This window comes from uncultured Methanobrevibacter sp. (genome assembly GCF_902764455.1).
Classification (GTDB): domain Archaea; phylum Methanobacteriota; class Methanobacteria; order Methanobacteriales; family Methanobacteriaceae; genus Methanocatella.
This window is the reverse complement of sequence record NZ_CACWVY010000055.1, coordinates 1-9,869: the sequence shown is the minus strand read 5'-3', so window position 1 is coordinate 9,869 and position 9,869 is coordinate 1. Positions and strand designations below refer to the sequence as shown.

Below are 9,869 nucleotides of genomic sequence, written 5' to 3'. Positions count from 1 at the left end.
TAAACCTTTTTAAAGAATCTCACTAATTTTATGCAAAAACAAAAGAAAATAAAGAAATTTAAAAAAATTCTGTCAAAGAGCTAACATTTTGACAGTCACCATTTAATAAATTTGAACAAATATTTATAAAACGTTAATTATTACCGATATAGTAAAAAAATATATTTAATTATAATTTCAAAAATTAATAATAATAAACAATATTGGGGATTTTTTTGAATTATTCTACAGTTAAATTTAAATTTGATTTTAATAATGATAACCTAATAACTGATGTTATTGATAATGCCAAATACTTGTTGAATTTTCAATTTGATAATGCTTCTAATGTATTTTTCATTGATACTGGTGTGGATTACCAAGTTGAGGACGTTTCAAATTTAAATTCCGAGGATATTGAAATAATTACAAATTCCTTTTTTAATTTTAAATTTGAAGATACTTTCAATGTTTTTTTATATAAGTTTCTTGTTTTAAAGAATAATGATATGTTTACACTTTTAGCAGTCATTCATCCATCAATATTTAATTACATGTCAATAAATGATTTATATAAATTATTTAATAATATAAACCATGTTTGTGGCGAAAATTATTTAAGTCAATATTATGAAGATGTAAAAAAATACTTGAATTCTGCTGATTATGATAACGATTCTGATTATTGGAGAGATATCAGACTAAATGCAAGCAATTATATGAAATTTTATAATTTAAAGTCCAATAATTACAATTGTCACAAAATTGAGATTGATAAAGAACTGGTTTTAAATTTCATTAACAATCAAGATTCCTCCGTATTTAATTTTTATGCAAGTGCCTTTTCACTCTACCTCGCCCGTATAAACAGACAAAAGGGTTGTTTGCTAAAAACTGACATTCCCTCAAAAGGACCGAGTTTAAAAACAATTTTAAAAATGGATTTAAACAGTGACAGTTCATTTGCCGATTATTTGCATCAATTTGATTCTATTTATAATGAGGCAGTTAATCATACTAAAGTAAGCATAGAGAATTATATGGACGAAGATTTGTCTTATTATTCAATTCATGATTTTTCAAACTTAAATGAAAACATATGCATTTATAACGGTGATGATTCCGCTTTAACATTGAATATTTATAATGACTATTTGGAGATTGTTTATAATGCGGATTTATTCACAGACATTTACATTCAGCACATGGCAGACAATATCAAATCCATGATTAGCAATATTATTGAGTTTCCAAATTATCTCTTAAAGGACGTGAATATTCTTTCGGATACTGAAGAAAAACTGCTTTCGGATTTCTGTAAAGGAAAAGATGCGGATGTTGATGATGACTTTTTACTTGCCAGATATTTCCATCGTCATGCGCTTGAAAATCCCAATGCAATTGCTGTTGATGATGGTGTAAATCAGGTTAGCTATGGTGAGCTTGAAAAATCCAGTAATTCCATTGCAAATGACTTATTTGAAAATTATAATATTTCATTTGACAGCCATGTTTGTCTGATATTGCCTCGTAATTATCATTATCCAGAATTGGTTCTAGCTTTAAATAAGATTGGAGCTGTATTTATCCCTATAGATACTATATATCCTATTAAACGTATTGAACATATGTTAGATATTTCTGAAGCGGATTGTATAGTTACAACAAAAGATATTGCAGGCAAATTTGATTTAGATTTTGATATAATTTGTATTGAAGATTTGAATTGCGATGATGAAGTTGATTTTGAGATAATGGCTACCGGAGATAATTTATTTTCCATCATGTTCACATCAGGTACTACAGGTCTTCCTAAAGGAGTAAAAATTTCCAATCATCAGCTGGTTGGATTATTCGAGTCCTTTAAAAATATTTTTTCTTTTTCCCATGGTGATCTTATTGGATGTTATCTAAGTTTTAGTTTTATTGCATCTTATGTGATTTTTCTTGCATTTGCATTCGGCGGAGGCTGCAGGATATTCAATGAAAATGAGCAGAAAGACATTTTATCATTGATGAAAATTCTTAAAGAAAAACCTATGAACAGTTTATTTTTACCTCCAACCCTTGCAATTCCGATTTTGGAAAGCGGGGATATAAAATTGGATTATCTTGTTTTAGCCGGAGGCAAATTAAAAGAATTAAGCAAAAAGGAAAGAAACACCCAATTAATAAATTTTTATGGTACAACAGAAATTGTATTTGGAGTTACCAAAGTTTATGATTTTAAAGACATTAAAGATAATAATTTGCCTATCGGAAGGCCTGTTACTAATACAAATGTTTATATTTTAGATAAACATGCAAACCAAATGCCTATTGGTGTTCCCGGCGAGATTTGCGTTTCAAGTGAATATATAAGTCCTGGATATTACAACAATCCGGAATTGACAAGTGAAGTTTTTGTAGATAACCCTTATTCTGACGGTGAAAATAATAAAATAATGTATCGCACAGGAGATATTGGTTTTTATAATTTTGACGGTGATATTGAAATCATTGGCCGTGAAGATGACCAATTGTCTGTTAGAGGATTCCGTATTGAATCCAGTGAAATTCTAAATATTGTTAATAGTATTCCTGAAATTGAAAATGTTTATTTGGATGTGGATAATGATACTCTCGCTTTATATTACACAACCAATGCTGAAATAGATATTAATCTTATTAAGGAGAAACTAATGGATGAATTGCCGGATTATATGCTTCCATCACTTTTCATGAAATTGGAAGAAATACCACTGAACATGAATGGTAAAATCGATAAGGCAAGATTGAAAAAGATGTCCAAAGTAAATGCTGAAATGGATATTGAAGATGAAGTGCTGGCGGGTGTTGTTGATGCATTCAAAGAGGTTTTGGATACTGATTTGGTTTTAGTTGATGATAATTTTGTTGAATTGGGTGGAAATTCATTATCTGCAATGAATTTGCAAATTTTATTAAGAGAAAAATTTTATGCAAGCATCTCTTCACAGGAGATAATTGAACTTTCAACACCGAATAATATTTGTGATTATATTAAATCTAATTTTAAAGGCATACGGAGCATTGAAGAAATCAAATATACTTTTAATGAAGGATGTCCTTTGTTGGAATCTCAATTAAATGTTTATTTGGATGAAATGACTCATGATATGAGAACAAAATATAACAATCCATTTATAATTGAATTCAAGAAAAAATATTCAGCCAACCAAATCAGAAATGCTTTAATTAAATTGTTTGATATGCACCCTATTTTAAAAGGAAAAATAATAATTAAAAAAGACGAAATGCCGTCATGCGTTTTTGATGCAGAACCGGAAATCCAAGAAGGGTCTTTAAATGATATTCAATCTTTTGTAAAACCATTTGATTTGGAACAATTCTTATCCAGATTTTTAATAATATCTAAAGAGGAGTCCACCAGTTTATGCATGGACATTCATCATGTGATTTTCGATGGCTCATCAATAAATGTTCTGTTAAATAATCTATATTCCATATTGGATGATAAAAATGTTGATTTTGTTGATGATGGAATTTTAAGACAGATTACATTTGAGGAAAACCTCTCTACAGATTATATGGATGAAGCAAAAACTTTTATGTCAAATATGTTGGCCGATAGGGATGAGGTTCATGACTTAATGCCTAGTATTGATGGGGATATTGGGTCTAATTATATAAGTACATTCAATATCGACGAGAATGAACTGACTAATTTTTTACTAGATCATTCCATTACTCGCAATCAATTTTTCTCAAGTGTTTTTGCATATACATTATCCAGATTTACAGGATCATCCAAAGTCCTTTTCAATATTCTTGAAGATGGCAGAGGCCACATTGATCATACTCAATCCATAGGAATGTTTGTCAAAACATTACCGATAATAATGGATTGCAAAAATCAAACTGTTGACTCATTTTTGGAATATTCCAGAGGATTGGTAAATACTGTAATGAAATATGATCTCTATCCTTTCCGTTTATTGGCTAATGAATTTGACTTGAAATTTGACATTTCATTCCAATACGCCCACAATCTATTTTCCACTTTACTGGATAAAGATGAATATGGATATTCTGTAAATGAGTTAGAACATGACTCTGAAGGGGATTTAACATTCTTTATTTTTGATGTTGGTGAGGACAAGTTAGGAATCAGGATTTTATATTCAGATAAATTCTCAAACACTTTCATTGAGACTTTTACTAAAACATACATGTTAATTTTACATGAAATGCTCAATGTTAGTAAACTTGAAGAGATTAATTACATTGGCAATGGTGATATAAATCTTTTAGATAGTTATAATCAGACAGAACATGATTTAAAATATGATTGTGTCCTGGATGCTTTCAACAGACAGTTGGATGAGAATCCAGATAATATTTTAACACTAAGTGATTATGCAAGCTATACCTATTCTCAAATTGCATTTATTGTAAATAGTTTAAATTCATTATTAAAGCAACATGAAGTTCGGGCTAATGATATTGTAACCGTTTTTGTCGACCGTAGCCATTGGACCCTCATTACAGCCTTGAGCTGCTTATCTCAAGGAATTACTTATGTCCCAATTGATGAAAACCATCCTGATAAGCGTATTGAGTTCATGATAATGCAATCAGAATCAAAAGCAATAATTGTAACAGACACATTCCATAAACGTGTAGAAAAAATTAATGATGAATCAAAACTTAACTTAAATATTATTAATGTTTCATCTTTACTGAACGAAATTAAAACATCAAATCATGTAGATTATGTTGATTCCAGTGTTAATGATGTTGCCTGTATTCTTTATACATCAGGAACAACAGGAAATCCTAAAGCTGTTCAAATGACTACATTAGGTATCTTAAATCTTATAGAGTATTATGTTGAAAGCACTGGATTTGAATCAGATGATGTTTTGGGAATTTTTGCATCTGTTGGTTTTGATGTTTCTTTAGAGCAGTTTGCATCAGTATTTGCTGGTGGATCATTAACATATGTTCCAAATGACATTAGACTAAATATTTTTAAATTAAATGGTTATTTCATCAATTATGGAGTAACACACACATTAATTACTACACAAATGGCCAAATTATTTGTTAATACTGTGTCTGAGACTTCTTTAAAGTATTTACAAACTGCCGGTGAAAAATTGGGCAATATTGTTCCTCCGATAAATTATACTTTAAGTGATGTTTATGGACCGACTGAAGCCAATTACATTACTTCTATTGATGTTGATAAAAAATTGGATGAATCATCGGTGGGTATGCTGAACTGGAACACTAAAGCTTATATTTTAGATGAGGAACTGCGAAGAGTTCCATTAGGTGCCGTTGGTGAAATTTATTTATCAGGATATCAAACAACTAAAGGATACTTTAAGAACCCTGAAGAAAACGAAAAGACGTTATTCCAAAATCCATTTGATGGTAAAATCAAGGGTTATAATAAAATGTATAAAACCGGAGATTTGGGAAGATATTTACAAGATGGAAGCATTGCCATTATTGGAAGGGTAGATTCCCAGGTTAAAATCAGAGGAAACCGTGTTGAACTATCTGAAATTGAACAAACAATAAGGCGCATTGATGAAATTGATGATGTGACTGTTCAAACTGTTAAAAACGGTCAAAATAATGAATTGGTTGCATATGTGGTCGCCCCTACTTTTAAAGGAAACATAATTGACTATGTTAAAGATCATATAAAACAATGTAAACCAGAATATATGGTTCCTTCATTTGTTGTTTCAATTAATGAAATTCCATTGAATGTGAACGGCAAAGTGGATAAACATTTATTGCCTGAAGTTGATGTAGATGCGTTACGAAGCGAATATGTAGCTCCAAGAAATAAATTAGAAAAGGATATCACCAATGCATTTGAAGAAGTATTTAATCGTGAAGAGATTGGTATTTATGATGATTTCATACAACTTGGAGGAGATTCCTTAACAGCAATTAAATTATTAGCAATTCTTGGAGATTACAATCTTTCTGCAGGAGATATCTTAAGTTTACGTACTCCTCAAGCAATTGCAGATAACATTAATAAAAATAATGTTGAATTTGATTTAGATGTTTATTCAATAGATTCAGGATGTCCTCTAAATGAATCTCAATTGAATATTTATCTTGATATCATTGTAAATGAGAAAACAGATGCATATCTTCTTCCAATATATATGGAATTTTCAAATGATTATGAGTTAAATGAAATAACTGATGCATTAAATAAAATGTTTGAAATCCATCCTATCTTAAATATGTGCATTAGTGATGAATATGATGTTCCATATATGGTAAGGAATTCTAAACCACAGATAATTGTTGAATCTGATGTGGGTAATGATTTTATTTTAGAATTCTTAACTCAATCATTTGATTTGCATAAGAACCTATGCAGGTTTTTAGTCATTGAAAATAACGACTCATATGCATTGTATGGTGCTTTCCACCATATAATTTGTGATGCAAAATCATGTGCTACATTCAAAGAGAATTTGCTAGCAATTCTTAACGGACAAACACTTGGAATTGATGATTCATTTCTAAAGGTTTCAGCATTTGCACAGAAAATTCAGGAATCTGAACTTTTCATCAAAGCCCATGATTTTTATGATAATATGCTTGTTGAATGTAATGAAGCAGGAATATTGTTAGATAACATTGGTTCAGACGAATCTGGCACAGCCCAAATCGACTTGGATTTGGACGGTAGCACATTCTTAAATTCGTCCCACATTAATGAAAATGTGCTGTTCACAAGTGTTTTTGCATATACATTGTCCCGATTCACTGGCAATGACAAAGCATTATTCAACATTATAGATAATGGGAGGAGCAGGTTTAATAATTACAATGCCATAGGCATGTATGTAAATACACTTCCACTATTGGTAGACTGTAGTAATGGGGATATTTCATCATTTTTTGAGTACATGTCTTCTTTAGTTTATGAAGTCCAGAGTTACAACTATTATCCCTTCAGATTACTTGCAAATGAATATGGTATTGATGCTAATATTCTATTCCAATTCGTTCCGGAATGGATAGATAATGATGAAAATAATATACGTGAAGTTTATGAAAAATTAGGCATTTTAAGGAATATGAATGACATAAATGCTGATTTAACATTCGAAGTCCTTAAAAAAGACAACACATACTATCTGAATGTAATCTATTGCGATAAATACTCCAGTGATTTTATCAACCATTTCATACAGTCATATAAATTGATTTTACACGGAATACTTACTGTAAATAAGCTAAGTGACATTAATTATACTTCTAATGAAGATATTAAACTGCTAGATGATTATAACAATACAGAATATACTCTGGTTTATGATGATGTTTTAGATGCTTTTAATGACAATCTAGCTCAATATCCAGATAGTCCACTCGTGTCCATGGACAATAATAGTTATAGTCATGCTGAGTGTGCTTTTATCGCATCCAAGATTGCAGAATTATTAAAACAAGCTGAAGTTAATGTTGATGACTGTATTGCATTTGTATGTGAACGTTCTGAATGGTATTTATTCAGTATTTTATCAGTGTTGTCTATTGGTGCTGTTCCTGTTCCTATAGACAATAATCTTCCGGATGAAAGAATTGAGTTCATGATAAAAGATTCAAATTCAAAAGTTATCATTACAGACAATGAGAATTATAATCATTTACAAGATTTATCTAATGATAGAATTTTTGTGAATGTTTCTAGTATTGTTGAAGAGGGTATTGGTACTTTATCATATTTGCCTGTTGTTTATGGTAATTTGGCAGGTATTCTTTATACCAGTGGTACTACAGGCATACCAAAAGGTGTAAAAATCACTAGAAAATCTGTTCTTAATTTAGCTGCTCATTATGCAGATGCTCAAAACTTAACCAGTGAGGATGTTTATGCCCTGTATCCGTCAATTGGTTTTGATGCAGGATATAAATCAATATTCAAAGTTTTATATTCTGGTGCTCAATTAGTCATCATACCTGAAGACATCAAATATGATATGGATAAATTAAACGAGTACCTCATTGGAAATAATGTGGGTCATGTATTCATAACTACTCAGGTAAGTAAACTATTCATGCAAAATGTTAATAATACTTCATTGAAGGTTTTATCAGTGGGAGGAGAGAAATTAGGCAAATTTGAAAGTCCGGAAAACTACATTGTAATGGATGACTACGGACCAACAGAAGCATTTGCATTTATTATATCAATAGACATCTCCCAAAAAACTGATGACACATCAATTGGTATTTTAAATTACAACTCCAAAGCTTATATTTTAGATCCAGAAGGTAGACGTGTACCTTGTGGTGCAGTAGGAGAATTATACCTGGCAGGCCATCAAATAGCTGATGGATATTTAAACCGTGAAGAGGAAACATTTAAATCATTTGTTGACAATCCATTTGATGGAGGCATAATGTATCGTACAGGAGATATGGTAAGGATGTTGCCAGATAATACATTAGCTATTGAGGGTCGCCGTGACAGTCAAGTTAAAATCAGAGGAAACCGTGTAGAACTGTCTGAAATTGAAACGTTAATTCGTGAAATAGATTATGTTGAAGATGTGACTGTTCAAACAATTAAAAATGGGGATAATAATGAATTGGTAGCATATGTTGTAGTATATGGTGAAACTTATAATCTTAAAGACAATATTTGCAATTATGTTGGCAAATATAAACCAGATTATATGATTCCTTCATTTGTTGTTCCATTAGATAGCATTCCTTTGAATATTAACGGTAAAGTAGACAAACGCGCTTTGCCTGAGGTCAATCTAACTAGTTTGCGTGCCAAGTATGTGGCTCCAAGAAACAAGATAGAAAAAGATATCGTTGATGCATTTAAAAAGGTATTCGATCAGGACCAAATAGGTATTTATGATGATTTTATACTGATTGGAGGAGATTCCCTAACTGCAATCAAATTAGTATCTGCTATTAAAGAGTATAATGTATCAGTAGCAGATATTTTGAGTCTGCGCACCCCTTATGAAATTGCAAAAAATATCACCAAATCAGACATGCAGTTTGATTTGGATATTTATTCCTTGGATTCCGGTTGTCCCTTAAATGAATCTCAATTGAATGTTTATTTGGATATAATTGCAAATGATAAGAAAGATTCATATTTAATTCCCTTGTATATGAATATTTCTGATAGATATGATATTGATGATATTAAAGATGCTTTGGACATAATATTGGATGTTCATCCTGTTTTAGGCATGTGCGTTAGTGATGATTTTAATGTTCCTTATTTGATTAAAGGATCTAAACCTGCAATTATTGTTGAATCTGATGTTAGTGATGATTTTATTAATAATTTTTTAGTTAAACCTTTTGATTTATATGATAATTTATGCAGGTTCCTGATTGTTGAGAATGATGATGGTTTTAGTTTATTTGCTGTTTTCCACCATATTATTTTTGATGCATTGTCTGATAGTGTATTTAAACAGGATTTGCAATCTATTCTTGACAATAATACTGTTGATTTGGATGATTCCTTCTTAAAAGTTTCTGCTTTTAGTCACCAAATTGTTGAAACCAGTGCTTTTGTTAAAGCTGATGAATTTTATGAGTCCATGCTGGCTGATGTTGATGATGCTGGTGAGTTATTGGATAGTGTATTGTCTGATGGTCCAGGTTCTGTTTTAATAGATTTGGATTTGGATCAGGATATATTAAATTCATTTTTAGACAAGCATAATGCTAGTGTGAATCTTTTGTTTAGTGGTGCTTTTGCTTATACATTATCCAGATTTGTTGGCAGTGAAAAAGTATTATTCAATATTGTTGAAAACGGTCGTGACAGATTCGCAAATTATAATTCAATAGGTATGTTTGTTAATACATTACCTTTATTGGTA

Annotated in this window: 1 protein-coding gene; it reads left to right on the top strand. The window is 30.6% G+C overall.

Translation table 11 applies throughout. The features are described 5' to 3' along the window. Positions 1-215 precede the first annotated feature (215 nt). Positions 216-9,869 (top strand): D-alanine--poly(phosphoribitol) ligase subunit DltA (gene dltA / locus QZU75_RS11775; RefSeq protein ID WP_296883963.1); only part of this gene is annotated, 9,654 nt, incomplete at its 3' end.